The following is a 24824-nucleotide window of genomic DNA, read 5'->3' as shown; positions in this document are numbered from 1 at the left end:
CGATGGGCGCCATAGGAGAAACCACAGCTACAGGGCCGGGGCAGGGCCTGACCTGGAGCCTGCGCGGGCGCGGCCCCGAGGACGTACCCGTCCTGGGCGACCCGGGACCACCGGGCGGCCATCCCACCGGCCCCGCCACCGGACGCGGCGTACGCGTCTGCGTGGTGGACTCCGGCGTGGAACGCGACCATCCGCTGGTCGGCGAACCGGCCGCCTCCTGGGTGGTGGTCAAGGACGCGGAGAGCGGGGAGATCACGGTCGAGCCGACGACCACCGGCGACACCTGCGGGCACGGCACCGCGTGCGCGGGCATCATCCGCCGGACCGCGCCGGAGTGCGAGATCCACAGCGTCCGGGTGCTGGGCGAGCGGTTCTCCGGCACCGGGGACATCCTGATGGCGGGGCTGCGCTGGGCGGTGGAGCAGCGCTTCGACGTGGTGAACCTGAGCCTGTCGACCACCCGGACCCGGTTCGCGCAGGAGCTCCACTCCCTCGCGGACAGCGCCTACTTCGCCCGTACGGTGATCGTCGCCTCGGCCCACAACACCCCGGTGGAGAGCTTCCCCTGGCGGTTCGCGTCGGTGATCTCCGTCGGCAGCCACCAGGAGGACGACCCGGCCCTCCACCTCTACAACCCTCAGCCGCCCGTGGAGTTCTTCGGGCCGGGCCAGAACGTCACCGTGCCGTGGCTGGGCGGTCGGACGATCCGCACCACCGGGAACAGCTTCGCCACGCCGTACGTCGCCGGGCTCTGCGCGCGCCTCCTGTCGGCGCATCCCCGGATGACGGCCTTCCAGCTCAAGAACGCCCTTTATCTGTCGGCGGCCAATGTGCGCCACGAGCCGAGCGCCCAGCGCCCCCCGCATCCCTCAACAGCGGCAGGAGATACCCGCGATGACTCCGAAGACTGAATCCGCCCCCGCCTCCTCCCCGCTCTCCCCCGCCACCTCCGACACCCCCCGCAACGAGCTGCTCCAGTCGGTCGTCGAGGTGGCCCGGGCCATCTTCGGCGCGGCCGCGAGCTCGGTCCTCCTGCTCGACGAGGAGACGGACGAACTGGTCTTCGGGGCGGTCTCCGGGGAGGGCCAGGAGTTCCTGGTGGGGCGCCGGTTCCCGGCCGGGCGGGGGATCGCCGGCTGGGTGGCGGCCTCGGGCGAGCCGATGGTGGTGGACGACCTGTCGACCGACCCGTCCTTCGACCGGTCGCTGGCCGAGTCCACCGAGTACGTCCCCGACTCCCTGATGGCGGCCCCGCTGATCAGCGACTCCCGTGTGCTCGGCGTCCTGGAGGTGCTGGACGCGTCCCCGCAGGCCCGCTCCAGCGTGCGGGAGCTGGACCTGCTGGCGATGTTCGCCCGGCAGGCGGCGGCCGCCCTGCGGGTGATCACCCCGGAGCCGGTGGCTCCGGCCTCCGCCGGGCGGGCACTGGAGGGCGCGGAGCGCGAGGACGCGCTGCGGCTGCTCGGTAGCCTGGAGCAGGTGCTCCGGGGCACCGGCTGAGACGCTTGCCGTACGCGTACGGGTCACCGGCCCGGACGCCTGCCGTACGCGTACGGGCCCGGGGTCCGTACGCGTACGGCACCGGGCTGCGGGCAGGAGCCGGGGGCAGGCGCCGGACACGTTCCCGCGCGGTCACGATGGGAAGGACACGCACGTGAAGCTCGCTTTCTCCACTCTCGGGGTGCCGGGAATGCCGGTGGCCGAGGTCGCCCGGCTCGCCGCCGAGCACGGTTACGAGGGCGTGGAACTGCGCGCCCACGCCGAGGAGCCGGTACACCCGGGCCTCTCCTCCCTCGAACGGGCCGATGTGGTCGAGGCGTTCAAGGCGGCCGGGGTGGAGATCCTGACCGTGGCCGGGTACGTCCAGGTGGCGGCCGAGGGCGACGACGAGGCGGTCTCCGCCGACCTGGCCGACCTGGTGAAGCTCGCCCGGGACCTGGGCGCCCGCTACGTCCGGGTCTTCCCCGGCGGCGGCGACCAGGACCCGGCGGACGCGGACGCGACGGCCGCCCGCCGCCTGGGCTCGGCCGCCCCGGCCGCCGCCGACATGGGCGTCTCCATCCTGCTGGAGACCCACGACTCCCACCGCGCCGGCGCCGACGTGGCCCGGGTCGTGGGCACCGTCGGCCACCCCAGGATCGGGGCCATCTGGGACGTCCTGCACACCTGGCTGGCCGACGAGGACCCGGCCGCCAGCCACGCGGTGCTGGCCCCGCACCTCGGCTACGTACAGGTGAAGGACGTCGCATCGGCGGACGACCTCACTCCGCTCCCCCTGGGCGCGGGCACCCTCCCGCTGGCCGCCTGCCTGGAGCCGCTGGACCCGGACGGGTGGGTCTGCTGGGAGTACGAGAAGCGCTGGCACCCGGACGCGGCGGACCTCCCGGGGCTGCTCAGCGCGGGGCGGGAGCATCTGCTGCGGCTGGGGGCGCCGAAGGGCTAGCAGTCCCCTTCGAAGCAGGAGGAGTGACATAGCCCACAGACCGGATGCCCGGTTTTGGCTGCTTGGTAGCCACATAAGTCTCTGGTCATTCACACAGGATCTTCATAGAGTCCGCACAGCTCCTCACACGTGAGGGGAGCATCACGGGTGGGCGGGGTGGGGATTGTGTGGTGGCGGCTGCGTAGCCGTAGGACAACTGGGCTGCTCGCGGGGGGTGTGGGACTTGCCGTGCTGGCCACCCTCGCACCGCAGGCGGCCGCCGCACCGACGGCCCCGCCGGTCGCTTCGGTGGGAGAGGCCGGGGAGTCCGGAGAGTCGCGCACCGGCGCCGACGCCGCGTTGACCGAGGCGAAACGAACCGGACGGTCCGTTGAGATCGCCTCGATGCGCGGTGAGCGCAGCGAAGTCTTCGCGACGCCTGAGGGCAATTTGGAGGCGCGGGAGTATCTGCGTCCGGTGCGGGCGCGGGTGAAGGGCGCATGGCAGCCCATCGATACCGGCCTGACCCGCTCGGCCGACGGCAGTGTCGCGCCGAAGGTGACCACGGTGGGCCTCGCGTTCTCCGGGGGCGGCACCACACCGCTCGTACGGATGCGGAAGGCCGGTCGTGAGCTGGCCCTGTCGTGGCCGGAGAAGTTGCCGGCCCCCGTGCTGGAAGGTTCCAGGGCCACGTACCGGGAGGTGCTTCCGGATGTGGACCTGAGGATGGAGGCACAGGAGGACGGCTTCACGCAGCTGCTGGTGGTCAAGTCGGCTGAGGCAGCGGAGAACGAGAAGCTGTCGGAGCTGCGCCTGAAGCTGGCCGCGGACGGCATGGACGTGCGCGAGATATCCGGCGGTGGTCTGGAAGCGGTCGACAAGGGCGCCCAAGGGGCCGTGTTCGAGGCGCCACGGCCCATGATGTGGGATTCCAGCGCGCCGGCCGAAGGCACATCGGCCGCGGGTGCCAAGGCCACGGTGGCCCTAGCGGGCACGGGCTCGGAAGCGTCGGGCCCGGACGGTTCCGCTGAGCCTGCGCCGACGGAGTCGGGGAAGCTCGCTCCGGTCGGTGTGACGCTCCCGGCCGGAGGCAAGGAGCTGGTGCTGACCCCGGACATGGACGTGCTGCGGGGCACGGACACCACGTATCCCGTCTTCATCGATCCGCAGTGGTATTCGCCGGATGCTACGGCGTGGACGATGGCGTCGAAGTACTGGGCGTCCTCCCCGCAGTGGAAGTTCAACGGCGAGTCGACGGCCGGCATGGGCTTCTGCAACTGGAACTACTGCCAGCCGAACGACACCAAGCGGTTGTTCTACCGTATCTCGACCGCCGCGTTCGCGGGAAAGTCGGTACTGTCGGCGGAGTTCGTGGTGCCCACCACCTGGTCCGCCTCGTGCACGGCCAGGGGTGTGGAGCTGTGGCGTACGAAGGGCATCTCGTCCTCGACGACGTGGAACTCGCAGAACGCGTCCGGTTTCTGGATCAAGCAGCTCGCCTCGAAGTCGTTCGCGTACGGCTACACGGGTTGCACGGCGAAGGACGCCGAGTTCGACGTGAAGTCGGCGGTCCAGGAGGCGGCGAACGGCAAGTGGTCCACGATGACGTTCGGTCTGCGGGCGTCGAGTGAGTCGGACGGGCTGGGCTGGAAGCGGTTCTCGGACAAGGCGTTCCTGCGCGTGGAGTACAACCGGCCGCCCCCGCAGCTGAAGATGTCGCAGCTGTCGATGCAGTACGGCGGTGTGTGCAAGGGCCCCAACAGCGCTCCGCGGGTGCGTACGCTGGGCACGATCAACATCAACGATGTCACCGACCCCGACGGTGACAACATCGCGATCCAGGTCCAGGCGACGTGGGACGCGGGCGACGGCAAGGGGTCGATCGTCCGGTGGAAGCCGCCGCTGACCTCATACAAGAAGTCGGGTCGCGCCAGCTGGACTCTGAGCCTGCCCACGTCGATCCCGCAGAACAGGACCGTGGCCTGGCACGTCCGTTCCTACGACACTGCCCAGTACTCCCCGTGGTCCTCGGCCGGTGATCCCACGGCGTGCTACTTCGTGTACGACAGGACCATTCCGGCGGCACCGTCGATCGTCTCCGGTCAGTACCCGGAGTCCCAGCCGGAGGATCCGAACGACCCGTGGCTGGACGGGGTGGGCCAATACGGCACGTTCACCCTCGACACGGCATCGAGTGATGTGACGCGCTACTGGTACGGCATCAACAGCGACCCGTCATCGGCCCGTCAGCTGACCACGAGCGCAGGCGCGCCCAAGAGCATCCCGTTCCTGCCCTCGAAGCCCGGGCTGAACTTCATCACCGCCCAGGCCTTCGACGCGGCCGGGAACGGTTCGGAGATCCGCACATACCAGTTCCGGGTCAAGGCCGGAGAGCCCGAACGTGCCACCTGGCAGCTCGACGAGGAGTCGGGAGCCACCGAGGCACAAGGCTCCACACCACCCCGCACACTCGCACTGCACGGAGGTGCGACCACCGGCGCCGCCGGGACGAAGGGCGCCGCCCTCGAACTCAACGGCACCGACGGCTACGCATCCTCAGACCTCTCGGTGGTCGACACCACACTGGACTTCACGGTCTCCGCATGGGTGAAGCTGTCGAAGATGCCCACCAGCGCGGCGATCATCGCGGCCCAGCCGGGCAACCACAGCCCGAGTTTCGAGCTGTACTACTCGGCAGCACTGGACCGGTGGGTGTTCAACCAGTACGAGACGGACACACCGGGTGCGAACGTCATCCGTGCAATGGCGGCACAGCCGGGCGGTGTGAGCGCGAACGCGTGGACGCACCTGACCGGTTCGTACGACAGCGGCGCCGAGAAGCTGCGGCTCTATGTCAACCGTCAGCTCGTCGGTGAGACGGCGCTGCCGAACGCGTGGAACGCACGTCGCGGTCTTCAGATCGGTGCCGGCTCCTACAGCGGCGTCACGAAGGCGTTCTTTCCCGGGGCCATCGACGAGGTGCAGATCTTCGACAAGGTGATCACCCAGGGAGAGGTCGACAAGCTGTACGCCATGCATGCTGTCGGTGACCCCGGGCGTCCGGCCATCGCCCTATTCCCGCTCGACGAGGAGGCGGGTTCCACGGAGATCCGGGGACACGGCGACGTACTGCCGGCGAAGTACAACGGCGGCGTCACCACCGGCGTCCCGGGCGTGACCGGAAAGGCAGCGCAGTTCAACGGGACCACCGGGTACGCGAAGATCGGCCAGACCAGCGGCCCGCATGTGAACACCTCGCGCAGCTTCACCGTCAGCGCCTGGGCGAAGATGGACACGGCCAAGCCGAAGGCCGGGGCCGTCATCACGTCCCAGAACGGCAGCTTCGCTCCGGGATTCGAGCTGTACTACTCGGCAACCTATGACCGGTGGGCGTTCAGCCAGTACTCCGCCGACACGCCCGACGCCACGCCCGTACGGGCCATGCAGCCGGACGGAACGACGGCCCGCGCCGGTGAGTGGGCCCACCTCGTCGGCGTGCACGACACGGTCGCGAAGACCCTGACGCTGTACGTCAACGGCGCGAAGGCAGGTTCCGTGACCTTGGCCGACGCCTTCTACGCCGACCAGTCCATGCTGATCGGAGCGAGCGCCTCCGGACAGAGGATCAGGAGCTTCTTCCCCGGCGCGATCGATGACGTGCGGATGTTCTCGCGGCCTGTCTCCGGCGAGGAGGTCCAGCAGATGTTCCGGCAGCGGCCCATCGTCAAGAGCAGGTGGAAGTTCGAGACGGCCAGCGCGACAACTCCGCCCACCACACCGGACGCTTCCCCGACCGGCGCCGACCTGAGCCTGCACAACGGTGCCAAGCTGGGATCAGGCTGGGTCGACGGCGGGCTGGAGCTGGACGGTGTCAACGACTACGCCGCAACGGTGAGCGCCACGCCCCCCGTCGACACCTCCAGAAGCTTCACCGTCAGCGCCTTCGCACAGGCTGCGGCCGTGCCGACCAAACCGGCCGTTCTGATCAGCGCCCCCGGGACCGACAAGAACGTCTTCGAAGTGCGGTACGTCCCGAGCGCCACGCCGCAGACCGAAGGGGGCCGCTGGCGCATCACCACCAATCAGGCCGACCCCACATCAGAACCCAGCAGCAACGCGACGTACGGACCGTTCTCCGGTGTGGACGAGTGGCATCACGTCGCCCTGGTCTACGACGGATTCGCCCGGGAGCTGCGGCTCTACGTCGATGGGTCGCTGGAGGAGACGGCGTGCACCGACGCCGACGGCGATGGCGAGGCGGACGAGCCGACCTGTGAGGAAAGGATCTCCAGCGCCGAGAACGTGATCACGTTCAAGGCCACGCAGGGGTTCCACATCGGCCGGACCAAGACCGGCACGAGCACGTGGGGCGAGTACTGGCCGGGTGCGGTGTCGGACCTGTGGACCTTCCAGGGGGCGCTGAGCGAGACCGCCATCGCCCACCTGTCCCAGGGTGTCCCCGGCACCGACACCACCCTCCCGGGCAACGACTGACCGTGTGGGGGTTCGGCCACGTCGTCGGGCCCCCGCGCCCTGTCCCACTCATGCGGTACGGATCTCGTACGGCCACCTGTTTCCCCACGCCATTTATGCCAGATGTGCACGATGAAGGATGAGGATGAACGGTAGACAACGGACCCGGGTCCGTTCCCTGCGCCGCCGGATAGCACTGGCCTCGGCCGTAGTCATGCTGGGCACCCTGCTCCAGGCAGCAACTCAGCCTGTCGCCTCGGCGGCCGATTCCGATACAGGTCGCCCCGACCTCCCCGCCGCAGAGAAGCCGGTCGCGGTCACACCGGTCCCCTTCGTTCCCCGCGATGCCACACAGCCCAGCTCTCCCGTGAAGGTCCCCAGAGCCGTGTGGCCGCAGGCGGGCACGGTGACCGTGGACGTGCCGAAGAGCGGTTCGTCCGTCGTCAGCGCGGGGAAGCTGCCCCTTGCTCTGGGCAACTCCCAGGCATCCGGGTCCGTACGAACCCGGATGTTCGACCGCCAGACGGCCCGGCTGGCTGGGTCGAACGGGCCTGTGTTCAGTCTGGAGGCCGCCGGGACGACCACGTCGAAGACATCCGTCCGTGCCCGTCTCGACTACTCCTCCTTCTTCGGAGCGTTCGGTGGCGGCTATGCCGACCGACTGAAGCTGGTCGAGCTGCCGGCTTGCGCACTGTCCACGCCGGAAAAGACCGAGTGCCGTTCCGCCAAGCCCGTCGATACCGTCAACGACACCGAGAAGCAGACCCTCACCGCCCCGCGTGTCTCCCTCCCGTCCTCCGGCGCCACGGTCCTGGCCGCAGTCGCCGGCGACGCCGGTATGGGCGGCGACTACAAGGCGACCCCGCTCTCACCTTCTGCTCAGTGGAGCACGAGCCTGAACACCGGCGACTTCACCTGGTCGTACGCCATGAACGTGCCAGAGGTCCCCGGTGGGCTGGCGCCCAGCGTCGGCCTGTCCTATTCCTCAGGGTCCATCGACGGACGTACCGGCAACAGCAACAACCAGGCGTCATGGGCCGGGGACGGGTTCGACCTCTGGCCCGGATCCATCGAGCGCCGCTACAAATCATGCGCCGATGACGGGGTCGAGCGCCCCGACGGAGGAAAGCCGGCGGACCTGTGCTGGGCCTACGACAACGCGTTCATCTCCTTCAACGGTAAGGGCGGCGAACTCGTACCGACCGGCACCGACACCTTTCGGTTGCGTGAGGACGACGGCACAAAGATCCAGCGCAAGCAAGGAACAAGCACGGACGTACGGGCAAACGGCGCCCTTGACGACGAGTACTGGCAGGTCACCACACCTGACGGGGTGCGGTACTTCTTCGGGTACAACCGTCTGCCCGGCTGGGCAACCGGCAAGGAGACCACCGACTCCACCTGGACCGCTCCGGTCTTCGGGGACGACGCGAACGAGCCCTGCCACGCCTCCACGTTCGCCAACTCCTGGTGTCAGCAGGGCTGGCGCTGGAACTTGGACTATGTGGTCGACCCGCACGGCAACGCGATCGCCTACTACTACGACAAGGAGTCGAACTCCTACGGCCGCAACCTGGACGAGAAGGCCAACACCCGCTATGTCCGCGGCGGCTCCCTCGACCGCATCGAGTACGGGCTGCGCTCCGACAGCATGTACTCGGCCAAGGCCCTGGCAAAGGTCGACTTCACCAACGGCAAACGATGCCTGCCCTCGGGCAGTACCACCTGCCCCGAGGTGGAGACGGACGCCTTCCACTGGAAGGACACCCCGTGGGACCTGAACTGCGACACCGGTGCGACCTGTGATCGGGGCCGACTCGCACCCGTCTTCTTCACCACCAAGCGGCTCGCTTCCGTCGCCACCCAAGTCCTGCGGAACGGCACCTACGCGGACGTCGACTCGTGGACGCTCGGCCACCGCTGGGGTATGGCCGACACCGATTACCAACTGCTGCTGGAGTCCATCCAGCGCACGGGCAGAAGCGCCACACCGGCCATCACCCTGCCGAAAACAACCCTCGGATACACCCAGCACGTCAACCGCCTCGACTTGCCCGATGACGGCTACGCCCCCTTCGTGAAGGAACGCCTCAACGCTGTCTCGGACGAGGCCGGCGGCCAGATCGTCGCCAACTACTCCGCTGCCGCGTGCAACGCGGAAGCGCTGCCGACCCCTCAGACCAACACCACCCGGTGCTTCCCCCAGACCATCGGCGCCACCAGCACGCAAAAGGGTGAACTGCACTGGTTCAACAAGTACGTCACCTCCACCGTCACGCTGACCGACCGGACCGGCGGCTCGCCCGACCAGGTCACGATGTACGACTACCTCGGCGGCGCGGCCTGGCACTACGACGACGATGACGGGCTGACCAAGGAGGAGACCAAGACCTGGTCGCAGTGGCGCGGCTACGGGCACGTCCGCGTCAGGACAGGCGGGCACGGTGGTGCCGCCGCGATGAGGTCCCAGACCGACAGCTACTTCCTGCGCGGCATGGACGGCGACCGCAAGGAGCTGACCGGCGGCACCAAATCCGTCACCGTCGCCCTCGGCACCGGAGAGGGTGCCGCGCTCACCGACCACGAGTCGGCCGCGGGCTTCGAGTACAAGTCCGTGCAGTACTCCGGCCCCCAGGGCCACGTCCTGGGCAAGACCGTGAGCCGGCCCTGGCACCACCAGACCGCGAGCAAGGTCCGCTCCTGGGGCACGGTGACGGCCAACTTCACCGGCACCGCACAGACCCGGTCCTGGACCTCGCTCGATGACGGCGCCGGCAGCCGGTGGCGGACCACCACGACCTCCAACACGTTCGACACCGTCGCTGGACGCATCACCCATATCGACGACCGCGGCGACGACTCCACGACCGCCGACGACAAGTGCACCCGCACCTCCTACCCGACGGCGGGCACGATCCTCGCCCTTCCCTCCCGGGCGGAGGCGGTCTCCAAGGGATGCACCACTGCCGCCGCACGCCCCGGCGACGTCATATCCGACATCCGCACCGCCTACGACGGCCTCGGCTACGGGGCTGCGCCCACCAAGGGCACCGCCACGGCAACGGCGATGCTCAAGACGCACGACGGCACCACGGCCACCTACACCGAGACAGCAGCCACCTACGACAGCTACGGCCGCAAGCTCACCACCAACGACCTGAGCGGCACCGTCACCGTCAAGAGCGGCACAGTGACCCGGACCCCGCGCAGCGACGGCCTCGTCACCACCACGGCCTACACACCGAGCTCCGGCTTCCCGGCCTCGGCCAAGGTCACCACTCCGCCGGTCAAGGGTACGGACAGCGCCACCGCTCATACGACCACCACCGTCCGTGACCCGCTGCGCGGCATGCAGCTGAGCATCACGGACACCAACGACAAGGTCACCGACTTCGCCTACGACGCACTCGGGCGGAAGACCAAGGTCTGGCTCGCCGACCGCCTGACCGGCGAGACCCCCACGTACGAGTACAGCTACACCGTCGCGGAGAACCAGGCGATCGCCGTCGGTACCAAGACTCTCGGCAACAACAGCGCCCAGGACACCTCCTACGTCTTCTACGACGGCTTCCTCCGCCCGCGCCAGACGCAGGCTCCCGGCCCGGAGGGCGGAAAGCTGCTCACCGACGTCTTCTACGACGAACGCGGCCTGGCGACGAAGGAGTTCCTGCCCTATTACGCCACCGGCAAGCCCTCCACCACCCTCCTCAAGCCGGACAACGCCCTCGGCGTGGCGACTCAGAACCGCTACACCCACGACGGACTCGGCCGACAGACGGAACACCGGCAGATCTTCGGCAACGGCGACGACGGCCAGGTCCTCGGCATCACCCGGAACATCTACGGCGGCGACCGTGTCACCGTCATCCCGCCCGTCGGCGGAACCGCCACCACCACCCTGACCGATGCTCGCGGCCAGACCACGGAACTGCGCCAGCACCACCAGCGCACGGTCGACGCCTCGTTCGACGCCACGAAGTACGACTTCACCCCAACAGGGGCCCTGGCCAAGGCCACCGACCCCGCAGGCAACCAGTGGACTTACAAGTACGACCTTCTCGGGCAGGTCGAGGAGACCACAGACCCCGACAAGGGTATTTTCAAGTCCTTCTACGACGACCGGGGGCGCCTCACCTCCACCGAGGACGCCCGTGAGACCAAGCTCGCCTACGGCTACGACGGACTCGGCCGCCGAACCGAGATCCGGTCCGGCTCGTCGAGCGGCTCCCTGCGGGCCACGTGGACGTACGACACCATCAGCGGCGCCAAGGGCCATATCGCCGAATCCACACGGTACGCGGACGACGGCAAGGCCTATGTCAACAAGGTGGTCGCCTACGACAGGCTCTACCGGCCGCTGCGTACCTCCGTGACGATCCCGGACACCCCCGCCAACGCCGGACTCTCCGGCACTCACCTGTCGAGCCTGACCTACAAGCCTTCCGGACTGGTCAGCGGGGTCGGCCTGCCCAAGGCGGGGAGCCTGGCCGCCTCGTCCGTCGTATTCGTCCACGAGGACGGGACGTTGCGGCCGATCGCCGTGGACGGCCGCGAGGGTATCAAGGCCACGACCTCCTACAGCCTGACCGGCAAGCCCCTGCAGCACGAACTCTCCAACGCGGGAGGCAAGAAGACCTGGGTGACCAATGAGTACGAGGCCGGAACCCAGCGGCTTTCGTTCACCCGGGTCGACCGCGAGGACGTCGCGGGCGTCGATCAGGCGTCCTCCTTCCGCTACGACGAGGCCGGCAACGTCCTCTCCGTCTCGGACACCTCACGCGCCGGTACCGACAACCAGTGCTTCACCTACGACCACCTTCGCCGCCTGACGAAGGCGTGGACCCAGCCCACCAAGACCTGCGCGGACGCACCGAGTGCCGCCGTCATCGGCGGCCCCGCCCCGTACTGGTCCTCCTACGGCTATGACAAGACCGGCAACCGCACCGCCGAGACGGAGCACAACACCGCCGGTGACACCACGAAGAACGTCACCAGCACCTACGACTACCCGACCCCCGGAGCCACCACGGTCCGTCCGCACGGCCTGACATCGGTCACCCGCAAGGGCCCCGGCCTCACCCAAGGCGACTTCTACACCTACGACGCCACCGGCAACACCGAAACCCGCACCTTGGGCGGTGGCACCAGCCAAACGCTCAAGTGGGACGCCGAGGGCAAGCTCGTCAAGGTCACCGAACCCGTCGAGGGCGGCTCGCCGAAGGTCACCGATTACCTCTACGACGCCGACGGCAACCGTCTGATCGCCCGCACCCCGACCGAGTCCACGCTCTACCTCGGCAGCACCGAGATCACCGTCGCCAAGGGCACCACCACGCCCAAGGGCACCCGGTACATCGACCTCGGCGGTGGCCACCAGGCCGTCCAGGAAGACAACGGCAAGGTCTCCTTCACCACGGCCGACCACCACGGCACCGCACTGCTCTCCATCGACGCCGCCACCCAGCAGCTCAGCCAGCGCCGAAGCCTGCCCTTCGGCGGAACCCGCGGCTCGAAACCGGCCACCTGGCCCGGCACCAAGGGCTTCGTCGGCGGCACCATCGAAAAGTCCACCGGCCTGACTCAAGTCGGCGCCCGCTCCTACGACTCGGCAATCGGACGCTTCCTCTCGGTCGACCCGATCATGGATCTGACCGACCCGCAGCAGATCAACGGCTACGCCTACGCCAACAACAACCCCCTCACCTTCTCCGACCCCACGGGCCTCTACTGCGACGGGTGCAGCCACGGCAACCCCGACTCCGCCTGGGCTCCTGACAAGGGCAACGGACCGGGCTGCAGCACTTACGGCTGCAGCAAGCCTCAGGGCAAGCCCAAATCATCGGGGAGCGGCGGAGGTTCAGGTAGGGGCAAGAATTCGCAAGTCGGCCCGGCAGTGGTGATCAACGTCAGCCAGAAGAACGGGCAGACCAAGATCGAGGGCATCATTATTCCCGCGGCGCGCGAATTGGAGGGCATGTACCCCCAGTACGCCGAGGAAGAGCGCATCGAAGCCTGGGCGGAAGGTAAGTGCGAAGCCGAGCACCACAGCACCCGGGCGTTCTGCGGAGCTGCCCAGGCGCTGGGAATCATCGATTACACCCCCAACCGCTTCGATCAGTTCATGTCTGCGCTCATCGTCCCCGACGTCGACGCCTGGAAGAGCTGCCTCTCAGGCCAGAGCGCTATCGCATGCGGAACTGCCGCTCTTGACCTGCCCTGGGCGCGCGCCCTGAAGGGCGTCAAGGTCCTGAAGGCCGCGAAGAGCTGCAACAGCTTCGTTCCGGGTACCGAAGTCCTCATGGCCGACGGCACGACGAAGCCCATCGAGGACGTCCGTATCGGCGACAAGGTTCTGGCCACTGATCCCCAGACCGGCGAGACCTCGGTCAAGACGGTCACAGCGGAGATCACCGGCACCGAACTGAAGAATCTGGTGACGATCACCCTCGCCATCGAAGGCAAGGAAGTGAGCATCACCGCGACCGACGGCCATCCGTTCTGGGTACCCGCCCTCAACTCCTGGATCACCGCCGCCAACCTGACCGCAGGGCAATCGCTCAGGACCATCAGCGGCAAGACCTTCCAGATTACGAGCGTCAGGCAGACGAAGCAGCAGGCCAACATCCACAACCTCACCATCGCGGACCTGCACACGTACTATGTGCTTGCGGGGGAGACTCCCGTGCTCGTGCATAACTCCGGAGGCTGCCCTGATCTGGATGCGCTTTCGCAGAGTGGAATGCGTCCAGCAAAGGGGAAGACGACTCATGCAGGCCGCGAATACCAGAAGCACATGAACCGCGGCGATCTTCCTGTGGTTCCCGGCAAGGGATTGAAGACCGCCGGGCAGGATTTGTTGGACGACATTCTGACTAATCCGCAAACTGCTAAATCCTCTGTAAATTCCGGCAACTTCGCGGGCGGAACGCGGTATATCATGCCGGACCCCGCTGGTGGGCGCGGGATCGGTGCGACCTTCGACGCAAATGGACAGTTTCAATACTTCGGGCGGTACTAGGAATGTTGGTAATCGAGCCGTGGGATGCAAAGGCGCGGGGCGACGCCAGCCTCGCTGGCCTTCGGGGTGCGATCGCGGGGGCGTCTGTGAGTGCGGTCCGCTACGTAGTTCCGCAGGGGCAATCCTGGCCCGAAGGGCACAGGGAGGATCGTGCTCATGAAGTCGACATGGCCGTTGATCTGATCATGAGCACCGGGGCCGCACTGTCCCTGTCCTGGGCGATGGACGGCCTCAACGAAGGGATGGCAATCGAGCTTAGGGAACCTGGAGAGTCGGACGTCGAATTGTCCGGGGACACTGTCGACGTGAGCGACCATGTCGATTGGGAGAAGTTCCTTGGGGCGGATATTGTGGAGATCAGCCCTGCCTGGCACGTTCCCAATGACGGGTGTCCTGAAATGCCGTGGGCATATCGCCTTGGATTCTCCAATAAGTCAAGCCTGGTTATTGCTCTAGGTTCGGCTGAGGGAGAGGGGTTTACGTATATGCCTGACGAACTGATCGTGCTCTTCGACGAGAGTCTCGCAGCTTCCTATACAATCCCCGCAAGTGATACTTCTTCGCGCGGATAGGTTAAACCGAGTCAACGTTCGGCAAGCGCCTGGTGCGGTACACTCAATAGCCAGAGCATTTACATTGCTCGGGAAAATAGATTAAACAGGCCCCGCCGGAATGATCTCCGGCGGGGCCTGGCGTCTCGTGACGGCAACGTCAACGGACAGCCGCTGCGTCGGATGGGTGGTCGGGGGCGTCGTCGGGAGTCGAGGGCGTTGCCGAGGATGGCGATGGCCTGGCACTGGAGGCGGAGTCGGACGTGGGCGCAGACGCCCGATGTGGGCGTGGTCGAGGAATTCCTTGATGACGACGAGGTCGACACCTTGTTCTAGGAGGGGGTGGCGGTCGAGTGTCGGAGGTCGTGGAAGCGGATCGCCCGGAGTTTCTGCGCCGTGGAGGAGGCGGAAGCGGAGGGTCAGGTTGCCAGGGTCGAGCGGCCTGCCTTTCGGGGTGGTGAAGAGGAGTCCGTTGTCTGTCCAGTTCGTTCCGGCCGCCCGGCGCTCTTTTTGCTGCTGTTCCTGGTGGATCTTGAGGGAGCTCAGGCGTTCGGTGGGGGCAATGCGCCGCTCGGAGGCCGGTGTCTTGGCATGCAGGACGGTCAGGCCCTGGCTGCGGGTGCGTTGGAAGGAGCGGTGGATGGTGGCGGTGCTGCTGTCGAGGCCGAGGAGTTCGCCCTTGCGGAGTCCGGTGCGCAGGGCGAGTTTGTACAGAGGCGTGAAGCCGGTCGCTGCTGGCTGCATGGAGCAGTCGCGAAGCTCCGCACAGGGAAGGGTTCGAAGCGCCGAGGGCTTGACGTTGCGGCGCAGATGGCTTTCGCGACCGCGTGTTTCCAGGTGAACTCGAGAGCCGAGGGCACATAAGTCACGGTCAGCGCGGAACCGCTTGTTGCAGCATTGACTGCCCTGCCAGCACTGCCGCCGACCCATGTCCAGCCCTTGGGCGCGGCACTGGCAGGTGGCCCGGAATCCGTCGAGGAAGGCACGGACGTCGCGAGCGGTGGGCCGGGCGAGCCACTTGGGCCCGAGTCCGGGGATGAGGTGGAGGCGAACGCAGGCGGCGTAGCGGGTGCGGGAGTTCTCCCGTCCCTGCTGGACCGCGACGCCGTTGAGGCTGTACGTCAGATACGCACTGACGGTGCAGCCGGTGCCGAAGTAGCCCCAGTGGTCAACGACGAGGGTGGATGCCAGGTGGACCTTAGGCAGGCGGGGCGTTGGTCTGGGCACTTTTCGGTGCGCCAGGCGGACTGCGCGGCGACGGGCCTGGAGTGAGCGCCAGGGGGGCGCCTATGGCGGACCACCCCATCGCGCGCGTGTCGCTGCCGTTCCGCTCCCGCCCCCTTGACCGAAAGTTACTTTCCCTATATCCGTATCATCTTGGAAGTTTCTTTCAGCCAGGGAAGGAGCTCACGTGCCCCACCGCACCTCACGACGCACCCTCCTCACCGCCACCGCTGCCGCCACGGCAGCCGCGGCCACCGGCGTCCTCCCCCTCGCCGGCACCGCATCCGCGCACCCCGCCGATGCCTCCACGAACGCCTCCACCGACCGTCGGCTGCGGCGGATCATCGCCGGGATGAGCCTGGAGGAGAAGGTCGGCCAGCTCTTCGTGATGCGGGTGTACGGGCACTCCGCCACCGACCCCGACCAGGCCGACATCGACGCGAACCTCAAGGAGATCGGGGTCCGTACCGCAGCCGAGCTGGTCTCGACGTACCACGTCGGCGGGATCATCTACTTCGCCTGGGCGCACAACACCCGCGACCCGCACCAGATCGCCGCCCTCTCCAACGGCATCCAGCAGGCCGCCCTCGGCGAGCGCTCCCGGGTGCCGCTGCTCATCTCCACCGACCAGGAACACGGCATCGTCTGCCGGGTCGGTGAGCCCGCGACGCTGCTGCCGGGCGCGATGGCGCTGGGCGCGGGCGGTTCGCGGTCCGACACGCGGCGGGCGGCCTGGATCGCGGGCGCCGAGCTGGCCGCGCTCGGCATCAACCAGAACTACGCGCCCGACGCCGACGTGAACGTCAACCCGGCCAACCCGGTCATCGGCGTCCGCTCCTTCGGCTCCGACCCGCAGGCGGTGGCCGAGCTGGTCGCGGCGCAGGTGAAGGGGTATCAGGGCGCCGGGGTCGCGGCCACCGCCAAGCACTTCCCGGGCCACGGCGACACCAACACCGACAGCCACACCGGGCTGCCCGTCATCAACCACACCCGTGCGCAGTGGGAGGAGCTGGACGCGCCGCCGTTCCGGGCCGCGATCCGGGCCCGTATCGACTCCATCATGACCGCGCACATCGTGGTCCCGGCCCTCGACCCGTCCGAGGACCCGGCCACGCTCTCCCGCCCCATCCTCACCGGCATCCTCCGCGAGGAGCTGGGCTACGACGGGGTGGTGGTCACGGACTCGCTCGGCATGGAGGGTGTGCGGACCAAGTACGGCGACGACCGCGTGCCGGTCCTCGCGCTGCTGGCGGGCGTGGACCAGCTGCTCAACCCGCCGGATCTGTCGGTCGCGTGGAACGCGGTGCTGGAAGCGGTCCGAGGGGGCGAGATCAGTGAGGCGCGGGTCGATGAATCGATCCTGCGCATCCTGCGCCTCAAGACCCGGCTGGGGCTGTTCCGCGACCCGTTCGTCAGCGGCCGGGGGGTGGACCGTACGGTCGGCATCCGCAAGCACCTCCTCGACGCCGATCGGATCGCCGAGCGCACCACGACCCTGCTCGCCGACCCCGGCGCCCTGCTCCCGCTCTCCCGCCGTACCCACCGCCGGCTGCTCGTGGTGGGCGCCGACCCGGCGTCTCCGTCCGGCACCACCGGCCCGCCGACCACCACCCTGGCGGGCGCCTTCACCGAACTGGGCTTCACCGCAACGGCGTTGTCCACCGGCACGGCCCCGAACCAGGCGAAGACCGCCGAAGCCGTCGCCGCCGCACAGGGCAGGGACGCGGTGGTCGTGGCCACGTACAACATCACGGCGAGCAGCACCCAGCGCGCCCTCGTCGACGCCCTCGTGGCGACCGGCGTCCCGGTGGTCGCCGTCGCGATCCGCAACCCGTACGACGCCGCCCACCTCACCGGCCGGGGGGTCGCCGCGGTCCTGGCGACCTACTCCTGGACGGACGTCGAACTCCGCGCCGCCGCCCGGGTGATCGCGGGCCGCGCCCGCCCGGAGGGCCGGCTCCCGGTCCCGGTCCAGCGGGCGGACGACCCGGCGCGGGTGCTGTACCCGGTGGGCCACGGGTTGTCGTACTAGCCGCACCACCACGGCTGTGCCCGCCGGCCCCCGTCGTACGCAGGGGGAGCCGGCGGGCACGAGCGGTTACGGGTGTTGCTTACGGGCGCAGCACGACCTCTTCGCGCTCGATCTCGCCGTTCAGCTGGTCCAGCCTCGTGTCGAACTTCGCCAGCGGCTTCGCCTTCGCCGGGTCCGCCTGGACGGCCGCCGGGGCGACGCCCGCCCAGCGCTGGATCGCGGCGGTGGCCTTCGCCCTCTGGTCCTCCGTCAGGCCGGAGACCCGGGCGCCGTGGTTGCCGCCCGGCACGGTGTAGACGTAACTGTCCTTGGCACCGCGATTGAGGTGGAACGGCTCCGCGCCCCACGGGTCGTTCTCGCCGTACACGTACAGCATCTGGTGGGCGTTGTTCCGGACCCAGCTGTCCACGTCCCGCATCGCACCCCGGTCGAACTTCATGGGGATGGAACGCGGCACGAAGTTGCGCGGCGCCTGGTAGCCGTAGCGGCTCAGGTTGCCGAGCCAGGGCTGCTTGATGTCCGGCGATCCGAGCTGGGTGCCGGCCTGGTAGTAGTACGGGGTGTACGTCTCCAGGTCCTGGTCGGAGTAGAAGGAGAAGCCGGAGATCGAGTCGACGGCGTCCCAGATCGTCTCGTCGGTGGCGTTCTTGGCGTCGGCCGGGACCTCGGCGCAGTCGGCGAGCAGGCTGTACTGCCAGAACGCCCAGACGTAGTCCATGACGGCGGCCTCGTAGGCCCGGTCGAGCGAGCCGAGGGTGTTGAAGGTGAGGCCGTTGGCGGCGGCGTACTCCTTGAACTTCTTCTGGAGCGGGGCCCGGCGGATCAGCGCCTCGCGCTGCACCCCCTGCAGCTTGTCGCGGCACTCCTTGGTCCCGACGTTCCGGAAGAACCGGTCGTACGCGGAGTCCTCGTGGTCCACGACGTCGTTGGGCGCGACGTACGCGACGACGCCGTCCATGTCCTTCGGGTAGAACCGCTCGAAGTACGTTGCGGTCATACCGCCCTTGGAGCCGCCGGTGGACAGCCACTTCTTCGCGTAGATCTTCTTCAGCGCCGTGAACACCCGGTGCTGGTCGCTGGCCGCCTGCCAGATGTCGAGCTTGGACCAGTCGGCGGGCGCCGGGCGGGACGGGGTGAAGAAGCGATACTCCAGGGAGACCTGGTTCCCGTCGATGATCTGCGTCGGCTCGCTGCGGCTCGGGTTGGTCGAGACGTTGTAGCCGCTGGTGGCGAAGACCGTCGGACGGGCGGTGTCCTTGTGCAGCACGGTGATCCGCTGCTGGAACGTTCCCTTGGACGGGCGCCGGTGGTCGACCGGCTGGGTGTAGTTGAGGACGAAGTAGCGGTAACCCGCGTACGGCTTCTCCTCGATCAGGCTCATGCCCGGGATCGCCAGGATGCGGTCCTTGATGTCCTCGTTGCTCGCCTCGCCGCCCTGTACGGCAGCGAAACCGTTCTGCTTCGCGTCCGGTTCCGCGGCGGTGGCCGCACCGGCAGAGGCCCCCGCCGCTCCCACCGTGCCGATGAGCACCGCGAGCGACAGAACCCCTGTGAGCGCCTTGCGCATGCACCCTCCCCTTGATTCACAACAGTCGCCGTGAACCTAGCGAGGTCAACGCACCCGGCGCCAGACCCGGTTGGGTGTGTCTTGCTCCCACACGTTTCCCTTACGCGGAGTCCGACGGGGACCGACAGGGGCCTACGGGGGCCCTACGGGGCCCGACGACAGGGGTCTGCGGGCTCCTACCGGACGCTCAGCACAGGATCCAGCCGGTGGCAGCCGACCGCCCGGCGACCGCCCCGGTGGCCCGGACGCAGCGGTTGAGGGCGTTCACCGTCACCGGACCGGCCATCTGCGTGAACGAGCCGCTGTCCTTGACCACGCGTCCGCCGCGCGGCTGGAGCGTGACGCTCATCGTCCGCCGCTTGCCCGGCTTCTTGGCGACGGTGACGGCACACGCGTGGGCCCGGCTCTTGTAGACGCGCAGCTCCCCCGTCGCGAACGTGATGGTCTTCGCGGGGCGGCCGGAGCAGCCGGGTGCGGCCTGGGCCGCCGTCGTCGGGGCACCGATGAGGAGGACGAGGCCGGCCAGCAGCGGCACGACGAGGAGGCGCGCCGCCACCCCTTCGCGTGCGACCTCGCGCCGGGGCCGTCGCCGCGGTCCCCTGGTTTCCGCCGCCCTGTCGAACACTTTCGCCCCCACCTGACATCCGTACGCACCTGAGCGTCCCTGGCTACGACGCAGCAGACCGCCGGGAGGTTGCACGGGCGGGTCCGAAGGCCGGTTCAGACGCCCGCCGGCTCGTCCTCCCCTATGAACGTGCGCCACAGCCGGGCGTACCGCCCGTCCCGGGCCAGCAGCTCGTCGTGCGTGCCGTCCTCGGCGACGCGGCCCTGGTCCATCACCACGACCCGGTCGGCGCGGGCGGCGGTGGTCAGGCGGTGCGCGACCACCAGGGTGGTGCGGCGGCCGGTGAGCCGGTCGGTGGCCTGGTTGACCAGGGCCTCGCTGGCGAGGTCCAGGGCGGCGGTGGCCTCGTCCAGGAGCAGGATGTCCGGGTCGACGAGCTCGGCGCGGGCGAGTGCGATGAGCTGGCGCTGCCCGGCGGAGAGGTTACGGCCGCGCTCGGCGACCTCGTGGAGGTAGCCGTCCTCCAGGGTGGCGATCATGTCGTGCGCGCCGACCGCGCGGGCGGCGGCCTCCACCCGGGCGTCGGTGGCGTCGGGCAGCCCGTAGGCGATGGCGTCGCGGACCGTGCCGGGGAAGAGGTACGCCTCCTGGGGGACGACGCCGAGGCGGTGGCGGTAGGCGGTCATGTCGAGCCGGCGCAGATCGGTGCCGTCGGCGGTGACGCGCCCGCCGGTGGGGTCGTAGAACCGGGCGACCAGCTTGACCAGGGTCGACTTGCCCGCGCCGGTCTCGCCGACGAAGGCGACCGTCTGTCCGGCCGGGATGCGCAGGTCGACGCCGGTGAGGGCCTCCTCCTCGTCTCCGTACGCGAAGGAGACGTCCTCGAACGCGATCTCGCCGCGCAGGGAGAGCACGTCCAGCGGTTCGTCCGGGTCGGCGGTGGAGGTGGGCTCGCGCAGCAGCTCCTGGATGCGGCCGAGGGAGACGGTGGCCTGCTGGTAGCCGTCGAAGACCTGGGAGAGCTGCTGGACGGGGGCGAAGAACAGCTCGATGTAGAGGAGGTAGGCGACCAGGGCGCCGACGGTCAGCGTGCCGTTGTCGACCCGGCCCGCGCCGACGATGATCACGGCGGCCGCGGCGACCGAGGCGAGGAGCTGGACGAACGGGAAGTAGATGGAGATCAGCCACTGGCCGCGGACCCGGGCCTGGCGGTAGCTGTCGCTGCGCTCGGCGTAGCGGGCGGCGCCGTCGTGCTCGCGGCCGAAGGCCTGGACGATACGGAGACCCGAGACGGACTCCTGGAGGTCGGCGTTGACCCCGCTGATGCGCTCGCGGGCCAGTTCGTACGCCTTGACGCTGCTGCGGCGGAAGAAGAACGTGCCGATGATCAGCACGGGCAGCGTCGCGAAGACGACCAGGGCGAGCTGGATGTCCAGGACCAGCAGGGCGACCATGATGCCGAAGAAGGTGACGACCGAGACGAACGCGGTGACCAGGCCGGTCTGGAGGAACGTGGAGAGCGCGTCCACGTCCGTGGTCATCCGGGTCATGATCCGGCCGGTCAGCTCGCGCTCGTAGTAGTCGAGGCCGAGCCGCTGGAGCTGGGCGAAGATCTTGAGGCGGAGCGAGTACAGGACCCGCTCGCCGGTCCGGCCGGTCATCCGGATCTCGCCGGTCTGGGCCGCCCACTGGACGAGCACGACGGCCAGGCCGATCGCGGAGGCCGCCCACACCGCGCCCATCGCCACCTGGCTGACGCCCTCGTCGATGCCGTACCGGATCAGGACCGGCAGCAGCAGGCCCATCCCGGCGTCGACGGCGACGAGCGAGAGGGCGAGGAGGAGAGCCCCACCGAATCCGCGCAGCAGCCGGCGCAGCCCGTAGGACTCCTCGGGACGTACGGCGTTCGCCTCGTCGACCTGCGGGGTGTCCGTGGCGGGCGGCAGGGCCTCGACCTGGGCGAGCAGCTCGGGGCTCGCGGGCATGCCGGCGACCGAGGCGTCCCGGTCCTCCTCCTTGCGGATCCACAGCTCGGGCGTGATGCCGCGCTCGGCGTCGAACTCGGCGTCCAGCTCCTTCTGGAGGGAGCGGTCGCCGTCGGGGTCCGCTTCGGCGTGCACCGGCCGGTGGCCCGGGGACGTACCGCCGAGCTCGTCGGGGTCGGTGAGCAGGCGGCGGTAGAGCGGGGAGGTGCGCTCCAGCTCCGCGTGGGTGCCGATCGCGGCGAGCTTGCCGCCGTCGAGGACGGCGATGCGGTCGGCGAGCTGGAGGGTGGAGCGGCGGTGGGCGATGAGGAGGGTGGTGCGGCCCTCCATGACCTGTTTCAGCGCCTCATGGATCTCGTGCTCGACGCGGGCGTCGACGGCGGACGTGGCGTCGTCCAGGAGGAGGAGGCGGGGGTCGGTGAGGATGGCGCGGGCGAGGGCGACGCGCTGGCGCTGGCCGCCGGAGAGGGTCAGGCCGTGCTCGCCGACGGTGGTGTCGTACCCGTCGGGCAGCGCGGAGATGAAGCCGTGGGCCTGGGCGGCGCGGGCGGCCTGCTCGATCTGCTCCTGGGTGGCGTCGGGGAAGCCGTAGGCGATGTTGGAGCGGACGGTGTCGGAGAAGAGGAAGCTGTCCTCGGGGACGAGCCCGATGGCGGCGCGCAGGGACGCCTGGGTCAGCTCGCGGACGTCGTGGCCGCCGATGAGGACGGCGCCGTGGGAGACGTCGTAGAAGCGGGGCAGCAGGAGCGAGACGGTGGACTTGCCGCTGCCGGAGGCGCCGACGATGGCGAGGGTCTCGCCGGGTTCGACGGTGAGCGAGAACCCGTCGAGGACGGGCCGCTCCTCGTCGTATCCGAACCGCACATCATCGAACTCGATGCCTGCCGGGGCGTCGGCGGGCAGCTCCTTCGTACCGTCCGTCATGGAGGGCTCGGTGTCGATCAGCTCCAGGACACGTTCGACGCCGGCGCGGGCCTGCTGGCCGACGGTGAGGACCATGGCGAGCATCCGGACCGGGCCGACGAGCTGGGCGAGGTACGTGGAGAAGGCGACGAACGTGCCGAGGGTGATCTCGCCCCGGGTGGCCAGCCAGCCGCCGAGGGCGAGCATGGCGACCTGGCCGAGCGCGGGCACGGCCTGGAGGGCGGGGGTGTAGCGGGAGTTCAGCCGGATGGTGCGCAGCCGCCCGGCGAAGAGCCGCCGGCTGACCTCGCGGAGCTTGCCGGTCTCCTGCTCCTCCTGGCCGAACCCCTTGACGACCCGGACCCCGGAGACGGCCCCGTCGACGACCCCGGCGACGGCGGCGGCCTGGCCCTGGGCGTACCAGGTGGCGGGGAAGAGGCGCTTACGGGAGCGGCGGGCGATGGCCCAGAGGGCGGGGGCGACGGCGAGGGCGACGAGGGTGAGCGGCAGGGAGAGCCACGCCATGATCACCAGGGACATGAGGAAGAGCAGGACGTTCCCGATGGTCATCGGGAGCATGAACAGCAGCCCCTGGATGAGCTGGAGGTCGCTGGTGGCCCGGCCGACGACCTGCCCGGTGGAGAGCTCGTCCTGCCGCTTGCCGTCCAGCTTTGTGATCGTCGTGTACATGTCCGTACGGAGATCGTGCTGGACGTCCAGGGCGAGTCGGCCGCCGTAGTAGCGGCGGATGTAGGTGGCGATGTAGACGAGGACGGCGGCGCCGATGAGGAGGCCGGTCCAGAGCGCGAGCGAGCGGGTGTGGTCGGTGACGACGTCGTCGATGATCACCTTGGTGATCAGCGGGACGAGCGCCATGACGGCCATCCCGGCGAGCGAGGAGCCGAGCGCGAGCACGACGTTGCGCCGGTACCGCCACGCGTACCCGGTCAGCCGTCGGCCCCACCCCTGTTGCTCTGCGCCCGTCACGCGTTGCCTCCTGCTTCCGAGCCGTCCGATCCGATCTTCCGGAAGGCACCAACACGGCAGGGAGCGGATTTCATCCCTCCGCAACAAAGGGAGGCGCACCGAGACAGGGGGGGCGCACCGAGACCACGACAACCACCGAGAGGGGATCACCCCTTCGAGTGACTGCGCAGCGAAGCCGGGCGGCATACACTGGAGCATCTATACGTTTTGATATATGGATACGCCTTATGTGATCGAGATCGAACCCGAGGTCCGGCTATGGCTGATGAACCTGCCGTACAACGACTTCCTGGTGGTCGAGCACGTAGCCGAGCTGCTGCGGGAGCGCCGCACGACGCTCGGAGAGCCGTACTCCCGGCACCTCGGCGACGGCGTCCGCGAGCTGCGGTTCAGCCTTGGCCGGCAAGGGGTCGCGACCCGGATTCCCTATTGGCTCGCGCCGGATCGCCGGATCGTTCTGCTTACCGTCTTCCGCAAGACCCGGCGGCGGGAGACGGCCGAGGTCGCCCGCGCCAAGCGCGCAAAGGTGCTCTGCCAGACCGAGCACCCACCGGCTCACGATGTGTACACGCGCACAGCCGACGAGGAGAAGGAGAAGCGGTAATGGTCAGCCACGCACGCTGGAAGCTCGCCCGCGACGAGAAGGTCGCCCAGGGGATCGCCGAGGACCCCGAGGTGGAGCGGCGCCGCGAGGAAATCTCTCTCGCGTTCGACCTCGGACAGGCCGTGTACGACCGGCGGGTCGCCCTCGGCCTCTCGCAGAGCGAGCTGGCCCGGCGCGCCGGTATGACGCAGCCGCAGGTCTCGAAGCTGGAGCTCGGCGGCACGGTCCCCACCGTGCCCCTGCTGGCACGGCTCGCCCGTGCCATGGAGGCGGTGTTCCGAATGGAGCTGTTCGGGAGCAGTATCCGCGTGACGTTCACCGACCTGGACGGAACCACACCGGAGGAGACCGCCACGGAACACGCGTCCGCCCCCGAGGCGGAGGCGGACGCGAGCGCGGAGAGGGCGGCGGAGAGGACGGCGGCCACGGGCTGAGGGAGTGGCCACGGGCTGAGGGAGCTGAACCCGCAGCCGGGCGGTCCCTCCCCAGCCCG

Annotated in this window: 13 protein-coding genes; 9 read left to right on the top strand and 4 right to left on the bottom strand. The window is 68.9% G+C overall.

Features of this window, described 5'->3' with window-relative positions; genetic code table 11:
* Positions 1-2: 2 nt before the first annotated feature.
* The 6 genes from R2B67_RS24330 (at position 3) to R2B67_RS24305 (ending at position 14485) form a co-directional block, all read left to right on the top strand.
* Positions 3-911, top strand: a complete 909-nt coding sequence (locus R2B67_RS24330) for a S8 family peptidase (RefSeq protein ID WP_317821033.1) — start codon at positions 3-5, stop codon at positions 909-911.
* Entirely contained in the window at positions 895-1500 is a 606-nt protein-coding gene (locus R2B67_RS24325; protein ID WP_317821032.1) for a GAF domain-containing protein, read from the top strand. The genes R2B67_RS24330 and R2B67_RS24325 overlap by 17 nt, the downstream gene beginning before the upstream one ends.
* 154 nt (positions 1501-1654) lie before the next feature.
* Positions 1655-2443 carry a sugar phosphate isomerase/epimerase family protein gene (locus R2B67_RS24320; RefSeq protein WP_317821030.1) on the top strand — a complete coding sequence of 263 codons (789 nt, stop codon included), beginning with the start codon at positions 1655-1657 and terminating at the stop codon, positions 2441-2443.
* Between the two features lie 384 nt (positions 2444-2827).
* On the top strand, positions 2828-6916 hold the full coding sequence (locus R2B67_RS24315; protein WP_317824951.1) for a LamG-like jellyroll fold domain-containing protein: 4089 nt from the start codon (positions 2828-2830) through the stop codon (positions 6914-6916).
* A gap of 487 nt (positions 6917-7403) precedes the next feature.
* The gene (locus tag R2B67_RS24310) at positions 7404-13913 is read left to right on the top strand and encodes a polymorphic toxin-type HINT domain-containing protein (RefSeq protein WP_317824950.1); all 6510 of its coding nucleotides are present in this window, start codon (positions 7404-7406) and stop codon (positions 13911-13913) included.
* A gap of 167 nt (positions 13914-14080) precedes the next feature.
* On the top strand, positions 14081-14485 hold the full coding sequence (locus R2B67_RS24305) for a hypothetical protein (RefSeq protein ID WP_317821028.1): 405 nt from the start codon (positions 14081-14083) through the stop codon (positions 14483-14485).
* Positions 14486-14566: 81 nt separating this feature from the next.
* Here R2B67_RS24305 and R2B67_RS24300 read toward each other — a convergent pair whose 3' ends face one another.
* On the bottom strand, positions 14567-15691 hold the full coding sequence (locus R2B67_RS24300) for a site-specific integrase (RefSeq protein WP_317821027.1): 1125 nt from the start codon (positions 15689-15691) through the stop codon (positions 14567-14569).
* Between the two features lie 184 nt (positions 15692-15875).
* Here R2B67_RS24300 and R2B67_RS24295 point away from each other — a divergent pair, with 184 nt between their 5' ends.
* Positions 15876-17720 carry a glycoside hydrolase family 3 protein gene (locus R2B67_RS24295; protein ID WP_317821026.1) on the top strand — a complete coding sequence of 615 codons (1845 nt, stop codon included), beginning with the start codon at positions 15876-15878 and terminating at the stop codon, positions 17718-17720.
* A gap of 79 nt (positions 17721-17799) precedes the next feature.
* Here R2B67_RS24295 and R2B67_RS24290 read toward each other — a convergent pair whose 3' ends face one another.
* The 3 genes from R2B67_RS24290 to R2B67_RS24280 form a co-directional block, all read right to left on the bottom strand.
* Entirely contained in the window at positions 17800-19287 is a 1488-nt protein-coding gene (locus R2B67_RS24290) for a S28 family serine protease (protein ID WP_317821025.1), read from the bottom strand.
* A gap of 187 nt (positions 19288-19474) precedes the next feature.
* A complete protein-coding gene (locus R2B67_RS24285; protein WP_030563933.1) occupies positions 19475-19843 on the bottom strand; it encodes a hypothetical protein in 369 nt (122 codons plus the stop codon).
* Between the two features lie 164 nt (positions 19844-20007).
* Positions 20008-23727, bottom strand: coding sequence for an ABC transporter ATP-binding protein (locus R2B67_RS24280; RefSeq protein WP_317821023.1), 3720 nt, complete (start codon positions 23725-23727; stop codon positions 20008-20010).
* 214 nt (positions 23728-23941) lie between these two features.
* Between R2B67_RS24280 and R2B67_RS24275 the strand changes: the two genes are divergently transcribed.
* Positions 23942-24331, top strand: coding sequence for a type II toxin-antitoxin system RelE/ParE family toxin (locus R2B67_RS24275; RefSeq protein ID WP_317821021.1), 390 nt, complete (start codon positions 23942-23944; stop codon positions 24329-24331).
* Positions 24331-24765, top strand: coding sequence for a type II toxin-antitoxin system RelB family anti-toxin (locus R2B67_RS24270; protein WP_317821019.1), 435 nt, complete (start codon positions 24331-24333; stop codon positions 24763-24765). Before R2B67_RS24275 ends, R2B67_RS24270 begins: the two co-directional genes overlap by 1 nt.
* Positions 24766-24824: the final 59 nt, after the last annotated feature.

The organism is Streptomyces cyaneofuscatus (genome assembly GCF_033109485.1).
Lineage (GTDB): Bacteria > Actinomycetota > Actinomycetes > Streptomycetales > Streptomycetaceae > Streptomyces > Streptomyces cyaneofuscatus.
The sequence above is the reverse complement of the archived record's forward strand: the minus strand, read 5'-3'. Positions and strand labels throughout refer to the sequence as shown.